The organism is Pseudoalteromonas xiamenensis, from assembly GCF_017638925.1.
Lineage (GTDB): Bacteria > Pseudomonadota > Gammaproteobacteria > Enterobacterales > Alteromonadaceae > Pseudoalteromonas > Pseudoalteromonas xiamenensis.
Map to the genome: position 1 here is coordinate 3131527 of NZ_CP072133.1, position 16106 is coordinate 3147632.

13 protein-coding genes and 2 pseudogenes are annotated in these 16106 nt (G+C 43.9%); 2 read left to right on the plus strand and 13 right to left on the minus strand.

What is annotated here, in order from left to right; translation table 11 throughout:
• Positions 1-45: 45 nt before the first annotated feature.
• From J5O05_RS15140 to J5O05_RS15150, 3 genes are all read right to left on the minus strand, one after another.
• Positions 46-1143 (minus strand): IS91 family transposase, encoded by a 1098-nt coding sequence (locus tag J5O05_RS15140; protein ID WP_244369652.1) that lies wholly within the window; start codon positions 1141-1143, stop codon positions 46-48.
• Entirely contained in the window at positions 1140-1976 is an 837-nt protein-coding gene (locus tag J5O05_RS15145; protein ID WP_208842777.1) for a tyrosine-type recombinase/integrase, read from the minus strand. The genes J5O05_RS15140 and J5O05_RS15145 overlap by 4 nt, the downstream gene beginning before the upstream one ends.
• Positions 1977-2663: 687 nt before the next feature.
• Entirely contained in the window at positions 2664-3149 is a 486-nt protein-coding gene (locus J5O05_RS15150; RefSeq protein WP_208842778.1) for a VOC family protein, read from the minus strand.
• A 125-nt stretch (positions 3150-3274) separates the two neighbouring features.
• Here J5O05_RS15150 and J5O05_RS15155 point away from each other — a divergent pair, with 125 nt between their 5' ends.
• Entirely contained in the window at positions 3275-4162 is an 888-nt protein-coding gene (locus tag J5O05_RS15155) for a LysR family transcriptional regulator (RefSeq protein WP_208842779.1), read from the plus strand.
• 90 nt (positions 4163-4252) lie between these two features.
• Here the strand turns inward: J5O05_RS15155 and J5O05_RS15160 are convergent, their stop codons facing one another.
• Positions 4253-4936, minus strand: coding sequence for a DUF4386 domain-containing protein (locus tag J5O05_RS15160; protein WP_208842780.1), 684 nt, complete (start codon positions 4934-4936; stop codon positions 4253-4255).
• A gap of 90 nt (positions 4937-5026) precedes the next feature.
• Positions 5027-6151 (minus strand): helix-turn-helix domain-containing protein, encoded by a 1125-nt coding sequence (locus tag J5O05_RS15165; RefSeq protein WP_208842781.1) that lies wholly within the window; start codon positions 6149-6151, stop codon positions 5027-5029.
• Positions 6152-6629: 478 nt separating this feature from the next.
• Here J5O05_RS15165 and J5O05_RS15170 point away from each other — a divergent pair, with 478 nt between their 5' ends.
• A complete protein-coding gene (locus J5O05_RS15170) occupies positions 6630-6992 on the plus strand; it encodes an energy transducer TonB (protein ID WP_208842782.1) in 363 nt (120 codons plus the stop codon).
• Between the two features lie 209 nt (positions 6993-7201).
• Here J5O05_RS15170 and nth read toward each other — a convergent pair whose 3' ends face one another.
• From nth to J5O05_RS15210, 8 genes and pseudogenes are all read right to left on the minus strand, one after another.
• Positions 7202-7837: an endonuclease III gene (gene nth, locus J5O05_RS15175; protein ID WP_208842783.1), complete on the minus strand. Its 636-nt coding sequence runs from the start codon at positions 7835-7837 to the stop codon at positions 7202-7204.
• A 9-nt stretch (positions 7838-7846) separates the two neighbouring features.
• On the minus strand, positions 7847-8542 hold the full coding sequence (locus J5O05_RS15180) for an electron transport complex subunit E (protein ID WP_208842784.1): 696 nt from the start codon (positions 8540-8542) through the stop codon (positions 7847-7849).
• Positions 8535-9177: pseudogene (gene rsxG / locus J5O05_RS15185) on the minus strand (electron transport complex subunit RsxG). The gene J5O05_RS15180 and the pseudogene rsxG overlap by 8 nt, the downstream one beginning before the upstream one ends.
• Positions 9174-10235, minus strand: coding sequence for an electron transport complex subunit RsxD (rsxD, locus tag J5O05_RS15190; protein WP_208842785.1), 1062 nt, complete (start codon positions 10233-10235; stop codon positions 9174-9176). Before rsxD ends, rsxG begins: the two are co-directional and overlap by 4 nt.
• A pseudogene (gene rsxC, locus J5O05_RS15195) lies at positions 10232-12744 on the minus strand (electron transport complex subunit RsxC). The gene rsxD and the pseudogene rsxC overlap by 4 nt, the downstream one beginning before the upstream one ends.
• Before the next feature lie 9 nt (positions 12745-12753).
• Complete coding sequence (gene rsxB / locus J5O05_RS15200; RefSeq protein WP_208842786.1) at positions 12754-13308, minus strand: electron transport complex subunit RsxB; 555 nt, start codon at positions 13306-13308, stop codon at positions 12754-12756.
• 1 nt (position 13309) lies between these two features.
• Positions 13310-13891: an electron transport complex subunit RsxA gene (rsxA, locus tag J5O05_RS15205; protein ID WP_208842787.1), complete on the minus strand. Its 582-nt coding sequence runs from the start codon at positions 13889-13891 to the stop codon at positions 13310-13312.
• Between the two features lie 230 nt (positions 13892-14121).
• Positions 14122-16065, minus strand: coding sequence for an EAL domain-containing protein (locus tag J5O05_RS15210; RefSeq protein WP_208842788.1), 1944 nt, complete (start codon positions 16063-16065; stop codon positions 14122-14124).
• Positions 16066-16106 lie beyond the last annotated feature (41 nt).

The window sequence follows — 16106 nt, forward strand, 5'->3', positions numbered from 1 at the left end:
TTCAATTAGGGTAACTCATTGAATTTAGGCAGCTCGTTGACGCTGCTAACTCTGTCGGATATCCGCGGTTACGTCGTCTGGATTATGCCTTTTTGCGGTGACCACCGATTTTAAACTCAATCGCCCATGTCCGCAGACTTTACATGTCCAACACGGTAACCTCGGTGGTTGCGATTCTCTTTGGGGTGAGGATTGGGCTTCTTGTTCAATTGACCTTACTATGCGTTGTACTCGTTTATAGCTCGCGTTGGCTAAAAAGCCATAGTGCCGTATTCGCATCAAGCCTTTTGGCAATACATGCAATAAATACCGCCGGATAAACTCGTCTCGGCTTAGCTGCATGACTTTTCGCTTATCCTCATCCTTATAATCTCGATAACTGAAGCTCACCCCTTGTTCATCCACCGCAACCAGTCGATGTTCCGACATCATCCCTTTTCGTGTATACCGCGCTAAATAGCTCACTAAGTAAGGACTGTACGTCAGGCACGCTTTGCTATAAACGCACCATTCTGTCGGCGTGCTAACGTGCACGACATCCTTATTTCTAGCGTACAATGCCGCAAGCATTTTGCCTCTAAATACACGCGAGAGTGCTTTGACCGGATATAAGTAGTTGTTGTCTATCGTGCACCAGCGTCCTTGTCGTATCGACCCCGCCGGAATTAGACAGTGTAAATGGATATGCTGACTCAGCGTTTGCCCCCATGTGTGTAACACACAGGTCATGCCCAATTGACCATGACCTTTCTTGGCGGCGAACTGGGTCAATGTCGCCCAAGCGGCTTGGAATAGGCTTTGGTACACCATGCTAGGCTGATGTTGAGCCAGTGGATTCAGTTCATGAGGCAGCGTAAACACCAAGTGGAAGTAACGACACGGTAATAACCTCGCTTGTTGCTTCGTTATCCATTGCTGTGTCGCATAGCCCTGACAACGTGGACAATGTCTATCTCGACAACTGCATCCAATACGTTCAACCTCGGCACAGTCGTCGCATTGCCACTCTTGATACCCCAGTTTACCTGTGCGACACGATTGAATATGCTGACATGCTCTTATTTGTTGGTAACTTATCGTATGGTGCTGTCGGTAGGATGCTAACCCCTCATGTAAAATATCGGCAATGTGGTACTCGCTCATGACGTAAACCAATTGGCGAGTAAATCCACACCACCATGCCCGAGTTCCGGCAGCCAATGCAGATAAGCCTCGGTGGTTTTTATGTTGTTATGCCCTAATTGATGTTGTAACTGGTGCAGTGGCATACCTGATTCAAGTTGGTGAGTCGCATAGGCATGACGCAGTGCATGAGGGTGGCAACGTGTCTCCAATCCTACCGCTTTAGCGTGTTTTAGTAAGGCTTTTCTGAAACAAGACACCGACATCGCTTGGTCACGCACCCAGCGTGAGTAAAAAAGCCACGTACTTGGATGATACATCCGCCAATACTGTCGTAGCAGCTGCAACACACTTTCTGGCACCACGACATAACGCGATTTATCCCCTTTACCATGCTCAATTAAAATCGTGTGACGTTCACCACTGATGTCTTTCACTTTAATCCGCACGACCTCGCCCGCTCGCAATCCACAGCCGTAACACAATACAATCAGTGTTTTTAGTCGCATATCCTGGCAACTATCGACCAAATGCCGAACGTCCTCTCGAGATAAATAACTTGGCGCTTGCTGCTTAGCTTTAGGCAACACAATATCAAGGTTTAGTGGGCGTTTTAGAATGTGTTTGAACAAAAACCAAATGCTGTTTATCTGTAGCTTTTGGCTGGCGCGTGACAAGCGACGTATCGCTGATGTTCTAAAAAACGCATTGAGTTCTTCATCAGTGACTTGAGCCAATGGCTTATTGATATAACGACTCAGTTTTTGCACGTGTTCACAGTAGCTTTTTGTGGTGCACTCTGAATACCCTAAATAACCGATTTCGACTCTTACTTGCTCTATCAATGGGTCCATGTTTACCTCCGGATAAGTTGGAATACCCAAAGATAAGTGTGGTGAAAATGGTGAGGTTGGCGATCTCCGCGTAGCGGCTTAGTTCAACAGCGTATTAGCGAGATTCTCGGTTAAGGAAGTTATCCACAACCCTATTTTATTTCACTAATCATTTGTTATTTCTAATAATAGCAACAAGTTACCAACTGTTTTTTCTTCAGGCAACCAAAAAAGTAGTCAGAAAAAACGAGACTTTACTTATTCGAGCCTTACTCGGCTCGCCATGTAATTTATTTTTTCTTTTAACTTCATATAGATATGTGTTTTTGCCGCATAACCGAGCCGTATTTGTCCATTACATAGCGTTCCATTTCACTGATATTTTAAGCTTCACCACTTATGAATCTTTGGGGGGCGCGCTTTGCACCGTGCATTATGTGTAGGATAGAAACGCGATAAGTTGCTTCAATTTATCGTTTTTTGGGTGGCTTCGAATGCTAATTTAAGAACATGAAGCAGTCTGATCTTATAGTGCTTAACTTCCCAATACTGGCTGTGACGTCAGATACAGTCTAAGAGATTGATCAAAAAGGTTCACCGCTAGACACCAAAAATAAGAGGTCGAATTACTGGTGTTCATCAACCTCGATGCAAAAATGGGATAGGAACTTAACTTATTACGTTGTCATCAAATAAAGACGCGACTCGTTATTCATATTCAGACGCATACGTTTCTTCGTAACTATGTGAGTAAAGCTCGAACAAATTACCAAACGGGTCTTCTAAATACACCATTTTGGCGGGTTTGCTCTCATCTTCAGGGTGATAGCGCATGACGTCCATTCTGACCTTTCCACCGAATTCTTCTGTTTTACGCATAACACGCTCGAAATCATCCGTTTGTAAACAAAAATGGAAGATGCCCAAGCGTGCAAAATTTAAATCATGACGTTCATCTCTGTTTTTCATCTCAAACAGTTCCACGCCAATACCATCTGTCGTGACTAGGTGGGCAATGTTGAAGCCTTCAAACCCTTCACCAAATACGGCGATACACATGCGGCCAATTGCCGTTTCCCGCTCTTCTACAACTTTTGTGTTGTTCATTACAATTCGAAGCCCGAGAACGTGAGTGTAAAATTCGACCGCTTTTCCCATATCTCCGACCATAATTCCGACGTGATTCATTTTCATATTTCGCTCCTAACGTGCTGATTGGATCTAACCTATGCAGGTACAGAGAGGAGTGTAGGAAAATGCTATTATTATTTGAAATTATGATTAATAATCAATTTAATAATATAAGATTATGGTGACGCATGCTAAACCCAATTTGGCTTCAGACTTTTGTAACACTTGTTGAGACAGGGCATTTTACGCAAACTGCTGAGAAATTGTTTATGACCCAGCCAGGCGTTAGCCAACATGTCAGCAAATTAGAACAAGCGTGCGGCCATAGTTTAATTAAGCGAGATAAGAAGTCATTTTCAATTACAGAACAAGGCTTGTTGGTGTATGAATATGCGGTCAACTTGGCACTTAACGAAGAGCGCATGCTTGACGCGCTTTCGCGTGACGACCCATTTGGCGGTGAAATTTCGATTGCATGTTCTGGTTCTGTCGCGCTAGTACTCTATCCCATTTTACTGAAACTCCAATCGCTACATCCAAAGTTGGTCATGAAGTTAAAAGCAGCACCAAACTATCAAATATTAAGCGAAGTAAAACAGGGAAATATCGACTTAGGAATTGTCACTGACATTAGCACCCCCCATTTATTCGATTCGAGCATATTAGGTCAGGAAGAACTCTGTCTGATTGTACCTAGCGAGACCGAACTGTCTGAAAATAAGTCGGAATTACTCCAACATTTGGGGTTGGTGTCTCATCCCGATGCAGAACATTACTTGTCTTTGTACTTTGCAAACTGCGGTGAAGTAGGGCTTGAGCGTCTCCATATCGATGCCATTCCGGTTGTTGGCGCCGTTAACCAAATTGGCCAAATTTTAGAACCAGTTGCACAAGGGATTGGTTTTACAGTTTTGCCAAAAAGTGCGCTAGATAGCTTCCATCATGCGAATAAACTTAAAATAATGCAGTCAAATCACGTCGTTTTGGAAACCCTTTTCAAAGTGACGAAGAAAAATAGACAGCTTCCAGCTCGCTATCATGTCGTCATTGAAGCGCTTAGCGCATTATGGCAATAAATGGGCGCACTCGTTTTAATCCGTATCGGTTTATTAACGAAAGTAGGATAGAGAGCATCGATAATAGCGAACGCTCTCCATTTGTCTTACTTAATTCGTGCTTTGCGCGTTGGACGGTAGTTGAATACCCTTAAATAGTAGCCAGAAAGGTAGTAAAAGTTCGAACAGTGCACCGGGAACATACAAGTATCCTCCACCTAAATTTACCGCGAACAAGTCGCCTACCATCTTTACGAGCAAAAACGTGTAACCTATTACGCCTAAGGCCGAGAGTACTTTTGGGATCATTTTGTAGCGGTAAAAAGTTAAATTGAGCACTATGCTACCCAAGGCCAGTGCAAGCATCGCGAATTGAAATAGGGTATAGCGTTCACGACGGGCAACCATCGCCATCGAGTTTAACCATTCTGAGTTGGTAGAACTCGCTTCCATCATTTCTTTGCCTAAGTTTGCAATAGACAGCAACGCAGCGGCCGCGAGCAGCAATAAAATACCTTCAACTACCCGACAAGTTAGGTAAGTGAGTGCACTACGCTCACTGACTTGTTTTACTAAGGGGAACAGGACGATAGCTGCCGCAATGATGGCTACTGAGTTGATAAAGAACAGTGACACAGCAGTTGCTAACGTCGAGTTCTTGTTTAGGTAGGCCAGTTCTAAGTAATTAGTCGCACTTAAGATAGGGGTGACGAATACATCATCCGCAACCATGTAAGAGCTGGTCGATATCAGGATTAATATGCCGATGATCCGAGCGGCAAGTTGGTTAGACATGGGGAATTCCTCATCATTCTTATTCGATAAGAGAAAATTACCGGTTTTTACGTGTGCAATCGTCCAAATAGGCCCATTCGTCTAAATGTTTTAGTTATTTTTGCGATATGCACTCGGCGTCATTCCAACCGCTTTTTTAAAAGCCGCATTAAATGTTGATTTTGAATTGAAGCCGACGTCAAAAGCGATATCTGTGACGAGTTTTTTCGATACCGAGAGTGCAATCTTCGCTTCTTCAATTCGAAAGCGATTAACAAATTGAAAGAAGTTCGTGTGCATAAATTGGGAAAGCGTTTCTGATATGTGATTTTCGGATTCCGAGATGTGCTCAGACAATTTATTTAGTGAAAGATCTTCGTTTAGATACAGTCTGTCTTCTTGCATAGCTTGAGTTAGCTTATCAGCGATGTCCGCCATGTGTTTCGTACTCAGTAACGAAGTTCGGGCTTGTTTTGTTTCAGGTAAACCTTTTTCAGATTCATTCAGCGGCTTTTGGTTTAATGCACTTTGTATAAATAGCGCGAGCGCAAAAGTTTCGCAAAGCGGCAAGACTTTTTCAAACCCTAATAAGGTCCAGCCGAGCGCGCCTAATGAATATTGGATAGCGTACATTGACCATATAAATCCCCAAACAAAGAGCATGCTTTTTAGCCAGTCCAAGGAGCGCTTTTCAATATCGGAATAGCGTTCCATGAGCTGTTGGATATGATTGTTGTGAAGGTTGAACGTAAACCTCAGAAACAGCATGGTATAGGTAATGAAAATGGCGGTTGTGGTAACGCAGGTGAAGACAGCAATTTGCCACAAGTCAGGGTTACGTGTTTCGGGATTGGCTAACGCTAATTTTTCAGTAGGACTTGGCATGAAAATAAATGGCAATAAGCTAATGCAAACGACCAAAGGCCCTGAAAGGGCAAAATAGATTAATCGGCGGTCAATTTTTTCATTAGGGGACATACTTGCATGAGCATAAAAGTAAAGAGCAGGGCCAAGCAGTAATCTAAACGGCAATTCAAAACCCGCAAGGCTAGGTGCGTATACAAATGCTCCGGAATAAATGAAGAGCTCGCCAGCCAAATGAATTAGTAACAAGGTGAGCAACCCAGTCAGGCGTTGATATTGTTTTTCTTTCGGTCTTCTAACAACATCTAACAATGCCAGCAATGTCATACCAATCATGCAAGCATACAAAATTGTAGGTAAAAGATTGACCATTTGACTACCTAATTCGTGACCTGGAATTTCTCATTGACTAAGGTAAAATCGCCTAAATCTATTCCAACACGTTTTAAAACAGCTTTAGGTTGGTTATCAAGGTGTTTGATAGAGCGTTTTCCTCATTTCTGCCTCTTATTATTACAGATACTTGAATCAATTCATTGCATATTTGCTTAGCAAAGCGGATTTACGTATTCATCAAAGCGACGTGCTGGTCTCGTAACGTTACTCAATTATCTCGTTTACGTATCCTGCAACAACCCGTGTTTTAAAAAAATTAACTTGACCATAAGGATTACATACGTAATCATTATTTTGATTACGCATGTAATCTAATTGATTCAATGTGCAAATCAGCTCACTACGGAAACTCTGTTTTATTACAAATTTTCAATTATTACATAGGATTAAAGACATAATGCAATGTGTAAACCTTTTTAAAAAAGCAGCTACCCGTTATATATCAATGACTATAATGCTGCTATTTAGCTTTGTTACTTTTCAATCAATTGCACATCAAACGGATGCTGCGGTCACACCAGTTAAGAGAGCAGTACCACTTTACCCAAAATACGCCATTAAAAAGCGGATAGAAGGTACGGTTTTAGTGAATTTCAGTATCGAGCAAGATGGTAACGTGTCAGATATTCAGGTCGTAGCATCGGATCAAGATGGGCTTTTTGACGCAAGTGCAATTTTAGGCGTTCAAAAATGGCTTTATACAAAACCGGCTCAAAAAATTCGTAACAATTATGCCGCGATTGAATTCGCACTGACAGATACGCCCGCGACGTCGCAGTTTACGAATGTAGAAAAAATCCAAGTTAGAGGGGAATAACGCGCTGTGAATCGTGCCCGAGTTCGATTCGAGTGTGCGACATAATTGTGGTGATAATCGCTTTCGAATAGGAACTCATCGGGGCAGGTCTTGCGCAATGTATAGTTTAAAGAGACCATCGTCTGCTATTGTTAAAACCACTACATCAGGAACTTTGGTGTGATTGCTTACTGAAATTTAGCTATATGAATGTATTTGAAAGAAAAATATCAGCAATCTGTTTTTTCTTTAAACTCACACAAGTCTTCAATTAAGCAGCTACCGCATTTAGGTTTGCGGGCGGTACACACGTAGCGACCATGTAGGATAAGCCAGTGATGGACATCCACTTTAAATTCTTTAGGCACGACTTTGTCGAGTTTCTTTTCGACTTCCACCACGTCTTTGCCCTTGGCAAAGTTGGTGCGGTTGGATACGCGGAAAATATGGGTATCGACAGCAATCGTAGGCCAGCCGAAAGCGCAGTTAAGGACCACATTGGCCGTTTTACGACCAACGCCAGGCAGCGCCTCGAGCGCTTCGCGATTTTCAGGTACTTCAGAGTTGTGTTGCTCGACAAGAATTTGTGAGAGCTTCACGACATTGTTGGCTTTCGAATTAAATAAACCGATGGTTTTGATGTATTCTTTTAGGCCATCGACACCCAGCGCGACGATTGCCTCAGGTGTATTTGCGACAGGAAAGAGCTTTCTTGTCGCTTTGTTGACGCTTACGTCCGTTGCTTGTGCAGATAAGGTGACGGCGACAAGTAACTCAAAAGGCGAGGTATATTCCAGCTCAGTTTCAGGATTTGGGTTTTCATCTCTGAGACGCGTTAGGATCTCGATTCTTTTGTCTTTATTCACGGCGTTACCTTAACTTAAACTTGTCACGCGGACTCTTGGTGCTTTTTCTACTTCCGCTTTCGCTATTTGGGCTTTTTGTTTAGCATCGTAGATATTCTTAAGCGCGATTAACAAACCCAATCCCAAAAATGCACCTGGTGGTAAAATGGCGACAAGAAGCTGATTGTCAAAATGCAGCACTTCGATACGTAAAACAGTCGCCCAGTCTCCTAATAACAGGTTTGCACCATCAAAAAGGGTGCCTTGCCCAATCAACTCGCGCATGCCACCGAGTACAAATAATACGGCAGTAAACCCAAGCCCCATCATGAAGCCATCCAATGCGGACAGTGGCGCGGTATTTTTGGATGCAAACGCTTCAGCACGGCCTATGATCACGCAGTTTGTAACGATCAGTGGGATAAATATACCTAACGATTGATATAAGCCAAACGTGTAGGCATTCATGAGCAGTTGGATTACGGTAACAAAAGCGGCAATGATCATGACGAAAACAGGAATACGAATGTCTTTAGGCACCCAATTTCGCACAAGTGACACTGTTAAGTTAGAACCAATTAGCACTAACATCGTCGCAAAGCCAAGGCCTAACGCATTGGTTACAGTTGAGGTAACCGCCAGTAACGGACACAAACCTAAAAGTTGTACAAGGGCTGGGTTATTTTTCCAAAGCCCTTCTCGGATAATGGAATTGACATCACTCATGCGATTCTCCTTTACAGGCGTTAGGTGCATGGAATAAGCGGTCGAAGTTCGTTTTACCAAACCAGCCTGCATCTGACACAGAATTCACCACTGCTCGCGGGGTAATAGTCGCGCCAGTGAACTGATCAAAATTTCCACCATCGCGTTTTACTTTAAATTGAGGATCGTTTTCTTCGGTGATTGTGGTGTTCGCGAAACTTAAAATCCATGGTGATTTAGTGAGACTCGACTTTGTCACCCAGTCCCGGAGTCTCCGCGTGTTGAGTGACTCGCACTCCAGAAACGTTACCGTGTTTATCGATTGCAGTGATCATCTCGATATTGCCGTTATAGCCTTTCAGCGTTTTGTGTTGAATGACTAGAGCGGAAGGCATACCGTTGAGCGTTGCGCGATATATCGTCATCGATTCTTTAGGCGACAGGCTTCTATCATTCACCACAACACAGTTTTCAGTTAACGCATTATCGTAACTGCCTGCAGGCAATACTTCAGCAAGAAGCGCAACCAATTGTTGTTGGCTTTGCTTTTCAATGCGCTCTTTAGTTAACTCATTAACGAGTGCAACGGAAGCCGTTGTCGCGAGGGCAAAGGCCATTAAGATAAGACCATTTTTGGACATGGAATTAAAAATCATGATGTTTTTCCTCCATGACCATAAACACGAGGTTGCGTGTAGTGGTCGATTAACGGTACCGCCATGTTCATGATGAGCACAGAAAATGCAATTGCATCAGGATAACCACCATGACTTCTGATTAAATACGTCAGCAATCCAATTCCAGCCCCATAGATTAATCGGCCTTTATTTGTCGTACAGGCTGAAACAGGGTCCGTGGCGATAAAGAATGCACCTAACATGGTTGCACCACTTAAAAGATGAAATACTGCACCTGGTTCTTGTCCTGGCGCGATTAGATAACCAATGGCGCTAGATATCCCGAGTGATAACAAGATTGCGACAGGGATATGCCAGTTAATGATTTTGCGTACCAATAGGAAGATACCGCCGGTCAAGAAAGCGATGTTGACCCATTGCCAGCCGAGTCCTGCATAGGTATCAAAAACGGGAGATGTCATCGCTTCTGAAACGGTTTTTCCTGCATCAACAGCATGTTTAATGCTATCTAGCGGTGTTGCCATCGTCGTTCCGTCAATGGTCATTCGTAAGCTCTCAAGCGAAGCCCCTGTTAATGAATGTTCCAGAAAAATAGCGTTTGTTACATTCGCCAAAGACAATGGGTTTGAAAGAAGTGATTCGACAGGAGACCATGCGGTCATTTGAACCGGAAACGAAATGAGCAATAGTACGTACGCAGCCATTGCAGGGTTAAAAAGGTTAAAACCAAGACCACCGTACAGTTGCTTCACCATCACAATGGCAAAAAGACAGCCGATCACGATGATCCACCAAGGTGAAAGCGGGGGAATACTTATGGCGAGCAGGACACCCGTCAACCAAGCACTGCCGTCTTTTAACGTCGCGGCGACAGGTTTATTGCGTAATTTTAAAACGGCCGCTTCAGCAATGGAGACGGTAATTAATGCTAGGATAAGCTGGATAAGCACGCCAAACCCAAAGAAGTAGACTTGCGCGAGAACACCAGGAATACAGGCTGCAATCACAGTCATCATCAATTGACTGAGCGATTTATGGCTATGATTGTGGGGAGAAGAAGCCATTGTTAACATCATGATGGTTCATTTCCTTCTTCGTTCGATTCATTTTCTTTAGCGGCCTTTTTGGCTTTTGCGCGAGCAATAGCTGCTGCAACGGCGGCTTTACGCTTATCGTCTACAGACGTTTCTGCTGGTTCTTCACTTGCAGAAATCGTCTTATCAGACTCAACTTCTTCACGCCCGTTATCCGCCTCAGCTTGAGCGGCTTTCTTTGCTTTCGCGCGAGCAATTGCGGCTGCGACCGCGGCTTTATGTTTGTCGTCTGTAGGCGTTTCTGCTGGTTCTTCACTTGCAGAAATTGTCTTGTCAGACTCAACTTCTTCACGCCCGTTATCCGCCTCAGCTTGAGCGGCTTTCTTCGCTTTCGCGCGAGCAATTGCGGCTGCAGCCGCGGCTTTACGTTTGTCGTCTGTAGGCGTTTCTGCTGGTTCTTCACTTACAGAAATCGTCTTATCAGACTCAACTTCTTCACGCCCGTTATCCGCCTCAGCTTGTGCGGTTTTCTTCGCTTTCGCGCGAGCAATTGCAGCTGCGACCGCGGCTTTACGTTTGTCGTCTGTAGGCGCTGCTGTCGGTTCTTCACCAGTCGAAGTTACATCGTCAGACTTAGCCTCTTCGCAGCTATTTTCTGCTTCAGCTTGAGCGGCTTTCTTCGCTTTTGCTCTGGCAATCGCGGCAGCAACGGAAGCTTTTCGTTTATCTTCAGCTGACCCTTCCAATGACGGGATGTCTGCATCAGCAGCGTCGCTGTGTGCTTGAGCCGCTTTCTTTGCTTTTGCTCGCGCAATGGCCGCAGCTACCGCGTCCTTCTTCGAATCGCTTCCTGATTCGGTAGGGGCATTTTCTGTTTGCGCTGACTTTTCTTCTTTGTATTTACGCGCCTGTTCTTTTCGGCGCTCTCGCTCTAGAGCAACGTCGCTATTGTCGGGTAGTAGCTCTCCACCTTCCACGGCTTTTTTAGCTTTGGCGCGGGCTATGGCTGCAGCAACCGCGTCTTTATCCTTAGGAGCTGATTTTACACGAGAAAGGGCATCAGCTACTTTCTGCTTCTCTTCCGCTGATTTAATATTACTTTCGGCAGCACGTTTATGGCGATTTTGGCGTTCTTCCATTTCACGCTCTAAACGCTCTTTTCGCAATTCGAAGCGGACTTTAGCTCGTTCCGATTTTACCTGTTCAATCTTTTGTTCACGTATTTCAGCTTTTGCTACACGATAATATTGGACTAGCGGGATCTCACTTGGGCACACGTATGAACATGCACCACATTCAATACAATCAAAGAGATTGTATTGTTCTAACTTGTCGTATTCTTTGCCTTTCGCAAACCATTGAAGTTGTTGAGGAAGTAACGTTTGTGGACAGGCATCGGCACAGGCGCTACAGCGAATACAGGCCTTTTCATCACCTGATTCAGCGAGTTCTTGAGAATCGGGTGCAAGAATACAATTGGTTGTTTTAACAACCGGAATGCGAACAGTTGGGAGCGTAAAACCCATCATCGGGCCGCCCATGATCACACGTTGATCTGAAACGGGTGTGAATCCTTGAGTGTCCAAAAGGTGTTTTATTTCAGTGCCGAGCAAGGCCCAAACATTACCTTTTTGAGTAATCGTATTACCTGTAATCGTTACTACTCGTTCTAAAAGAGGTTTTCCATTGATAACAGCATCATGTACCGCATAGAGTGTACCGACGTTTTGAACAATGACCCCAATATCTGCAGGAATTCCCTGACTTGGAACTTCCTTAGAGGTTAAGACTTTGATTAATTGCTTTTCGCCGCCTGATGGGTATTTCGTCGGAATACTACGCACTAAAATAGCGTCATTGTGCAGCTGCGGCTTGTTGCATCGCGAGTAAGGCTTCAGGCTTGTTATCTTCAATGCCAACAATCACACGCTCAGGCGACAGTACAAACTGCATGATTTCGATACCGCTAACGATTTCAGCGGCATGCTCTCGCATTAAGCGATCATCCGCCGTGATGTAGGGTTCACACTCGACGCCATTCACAATTAAATAGTCTATTTTTGCGTGAGTATCGGCTTTGACGTAGGTTGGGAAACCCGCGCCGCCCATACCTGCAATACCTGCGTTATGAATGATGTCAACTAGCGTCTTTTTATCGATTTGTTGGTAGTTGCCGTTTGTTTGAAGCGTGGTCCATTCATCTTTACCATCGGGCTTTAAAATAATACTGAGTCTCAGGCAGTGCCGATGGATGCGCACTGGGGGCCGTTGTTATGTCTTCGATAGTACCTGATGTAGGCGCGTGCACTGGCAAGGACCAATTCGCTTGAATTGCAGTGAGTGCTTGGCCTTTTAAAACAGCTTCGCCTTTTTTTACAAGCAATACGCCATTTGCACCGATATGCTGCTTGATAGGAATGACCAATTTCTCTGGTAAAGGCAAACGTGCAATCGCGGTTGTATTCGAAATAGACTTTTGCTCAGGTGGGTGAATACCGCCAGGAAATTGCCAAAGCGTACCACGTTCAATTTGTTCAAGTAATGAATCCACTTAAACCTCTTAGTCTATCTGAGTGACAGGAATGGCATTTAGTTGCCATTTCCAATTTTGTTTGGTTTCTGCAACCGGGATCATATCGATACAGTCTACAGGGCATGGATCAACGCACAGATCACATCCAGTGCATTCGTCCGCCAAAATTGTGTGCATTTGACGTGTGGCGCCGACAATCGCGTCAACAGGACATGCTTGGATACATTTAGTGCAGCCAATGCACTCATCTTCACGAATGTAGGCAACTTTTTTAATGGGTTCTGAGGCCTCGCCACCGGCAAGTGGTTTCGCTTCGACGCCCATAAGATCGGCGAGTTTTTTAACGGTTGCTTCGCCGCCAGGAGGGCATTTATTGACGTCATCTCCATTCGAGATGGCCTCGGCGTATGGACGACAACCTGGGTAACCACATTGACCACATTGAGTTTGTGGCAAAATAGCATCAATCTGATCAACAATCGGACTGCTTTCAACCTTGTATTTTATTGCCGCGTAGCCAAGAAGTAGCCCGAAGAATAGGGCTAAAAGACCAAGTGCAATCAACGCATACATCAATGTCATATTAGAATTTCACCAATCCAGAGAAGCCCATGAAAGCAAGTGACATAATGCCTGCAGTTATCATGGCAATAGACGCGCCCTTAAAGGGGACCGGTACGTCGGCTACTGTTAAGCGCTCACGTAGTGCGGCAAACAGAACCAACACGAGGGAAAAACCAACAGCAGCCCCAAAGCCATACAATGCAGATTCGATAAATGTATGGTCTTTCTTGATATTCAGAAGAGCAACACCCAGCACGGCACAGTTTGTTGTGATCAGTGGTAAAAAAATCCCAAGTAGACGGTAAAGGGTCGGGCTGGTCTTACGTACAACCATCTCGGTAAATTGCACAACCACAGCAATAACAAGGATAAAGCTCATGGTTTGTAAAAACTCAAGCTCAAGTGGTTGTAAAATATAGCGGTTTACTAGGTAGCTACACACAGAGGCAAGCGTCAGAACGAAAGTCGTTGCGAGAGACATACCAATTGCGGTATCCAATTTACTGGATACGCCCATAAACGGACACAATCCAAGAAATTGTACAAGTACAAAGTTGTTTACCAGTACGGTACCAACTAACAGGAGTAGATAATCACTCATTGTCGTCCCAAGCCATTTTAAAATCGAGGTATTATCGCGGTTTCAGTTAATTTTAACAATAAATGAAGACGAGATCCCAACACTAATTCTCATTTAACCGTAGTTTTGAGTTCCCAAATTTGCACAAATCGAATACTAGGCGGGAAAGTAGGGGAAAGAGGACGACTGAACCGCTAGGTTAGTGCTTTTTAGACGGTGCAAAAATAAAAAAGGAGCCTTAGCTCCTTTTCTTAAATTTCTTTTGGTTTTTCAATGTAGTAGCCTTGGACGCCATCGAGACATAAGGTTTCAACAATGTGTTTTTCTTCTTGGCTTTCAACGCCTTCGGCAAAGACACTGACCCCAATACGGTGAGCAAGATCAACCATCAAACGCATAAAATATTGGTTGTTTTTATCTTCTTCCAAACCGCGAGTATAACTTGCATCCATTTTAATGAAATCAGGCTTTAAATCTCGGAAGAATTTGAATGAGGTTAACCCAACACCAAAACGTTCTACCGTAATGCGTGCACCAACTCGGTGTACCATATCGATAAAACGACGACTCGCTTTAATATTCTGTTGTAATCCAAATTCACTTACTTCAAAAATGAGTTTTGAAGACAAGTTCACTTCTTTCAATAGTCGACGCTCTAGCCAAATCACAAATTGGTCGCTGTGCGCACTCGATGCTGTGACGTTTATGCCAAAGAACTTCTCGTTAAAATTACGAGTTTTGATAATCTCAATAGAGGTTTCAACAATGAGCTTGTCTATCTCAACCGCCATATCTAGCTTTTCAGCCATGGCGAGGAAAGAAGCGGTTGGCAACATTTGGCCATCTTCAGTAGTGAAACGAGATTGAATTTCAGCGTACGCCTTAACGTTTTTACCAACGGGCATGATGTTTTGCATCATCAGCTTAACGCGTTTGCTGTCAATGACTTCTCGGATAACACGACGCCAGTTTTGATTACCAAAGCCCGCACTCACGTTATTCACCAGATCTGATTCACGCTGTAAATGCCACGCATTCGCTTGTTTACTTTGTGCCATGCTCAGTGCGTTATCAACAACAGACAAAAGCTCACCAAGCGGCTTGCCGGACTCATAAGTGACGATACCGGTATTCGCCACTGAGCTTAATTCTTGGTTTTGCTGGAATTGTGTAAATCGTGCTTGTAGTGTATCACCGAATTGCTCAGCTTCTTTTGATGGCACATTTGGTAACACTACGGCGAAATCTGAACTGTTTACACGGAAAACTTGGCTCTGCGAATACGTGCCGCTGACGTGGCGAATGATTTCAGAAACAGATTTAATGTAGTCGTCGCCTTTTTGATAACCGCGGGTTTGGTTAATAATCTGCAATTCGCTACAACGTACCATTGCAAGCGCTCCGAAGCTTTTTTTCGGGCTTGATTCGATTTGTTGCTCATAGTACTCAACAAACATATTGCGATTACCGAGGCCGGTAACGACATCTTTATAAGCTTCTTGTTTAATACTTAATGCCGCATTTTGGATGTCTTCTTGCTTTGTTTTTAGAAACTGTGCAAGGCGGTTAAAGGAAGGCGCTAAATCGGAACCCAGTTCCTCTAAATCATCGGTACTGAAATCAGAGCTGACAAGAGACTGTTGCTGGTTTTGAGTGATGTAAACTTCAACAGCATCGGCGACGGTCATACTGACTCGACGATTCAAGCGCTTGTAAATCGCTTGCATATATACCACAGGGATAAAGGCAACAAGCGCTGAAATTAAAAACATGAGCAAAAGCGCTTGCTGTAGCAAGTCTGCTTGGCTTGATGCGTTAATTACAAACTCAATTTTAATGTCTTTTGCTTTATTAACCGCAAATTGAGGGCGAATTGAGTTGAAAATACTTTCGATTAGGCTTACACCAAAGGGCAGGGTGTTCGGCGTTGCGATTTGCAGTACGGTTTTGCCTTCGTAATCACGAACGATAAACGTTGAAAAAACTTTTCCATTGTTAAGTGCAAGCTCAATGTGTTCCGGCGAAACATCCGCTAATGTTTTGTTTTCTATATAGCGGGTAACCATTGTTTGAGTGCTAACTTGTGCTTCACTGACGGCTTGGTCAAAGCCTCTTGCAACAAAAAATGTGCCGATTAATGAAAACAGAAGCCACGAAAGAAGTTGCAAGGTAATTAGTTTTTTAAAGCCTGCCATAATGCCTGTCTTGTTAACTCGAACCGAGAGAGTTTTATGCA